The sequence below is a fragment of the Ralstonia sp. VS2407 genome (assembly GCF_052950655.1).
Window position 1 is genome coordinate 1 of sequence record NZ_JBRFVG010000081.1, and the last position, 607, is coordinate 607.

The following is a 607-nucleotide window of genomic DNA, read 5'->3' on the forward strand; positions in this document are numbered from 1 at the left end:
TGATCATTGCGATGGTCACGGTGTGGGGCGGACTAGCTGCGTCGGCCATCTCGCTCTTCCGACATCCTGAACAGGACTGACGTGAAAGATGCCACGAGCCGAGTCGATCAGTGGGACGACAAATCCCAGTTGATGGGGTCGGCCCCTTGCTGTACGAGCAATTCATTCGTGCGACTAAACGGTCGAGATCCGAAAAAACCGTACCGGGCTGACATGGGGGAGGGGTGCGAGGACTTTACGATAGGAACTTTGCCCAGCATGGGCTCTAGGGACTGCGCATCGCGTCCCCACAGGATCGCCACCAGCGGACCGCCGCGCGCCACCAAAGCTTCGATCGCCGTCTGGGTGACCTCCTCCCATCCCTTGCCTCGATGGGATGCTGGCCGCCCCGGCTGGACTGTTAGACACCTGTTGAGAAGCAGTACGCCCTGTTCAAACCAGCCGGTGAGATCACCGTGCTCACATGGGGCAATACCGAGATCTGACTGCAACTCGGTGTAGATGTTTTGCAAGGACCGCGGCAGCGGTCGGACATCCCGCTCCACTGAAAAACTCAAACCCACCGGATGCCCGGGCGTCGGGTAGGGGTCCTGACCGACGATAAGTA

General features: G+C 59.8%; 2 protein-coding genes. One reads left to right on the plus strand and one right to left on the minus strand.

Annotated elements, in window-relative coordinates; all coding sequences use genetic code 11:
• Positions 1-5 precede the first annotated feature (5 nt).
• A complete protein-coding gene (locus ACU8YE_RS23945) occupies positions 6-80 on the plus strand; it encodes a hypothetical protein (RefSeq protein ID WP_446929838.1) in 75 nt (24 codons plus the stop codon).
• A gap of 27 nt (positions 81-107) precedes the next feature.
• Here the strand turns inward: ACU8YE_RS23945 and ACU8YE_RS23950 are convergent.
• Positions 108-607 (minus strand): uracil-DNA glycosylase (locus ACU8YE_RS23950; protein WP_446929836.1); only part of this gene is annotated, 500 nt, incomplete at its 5' end.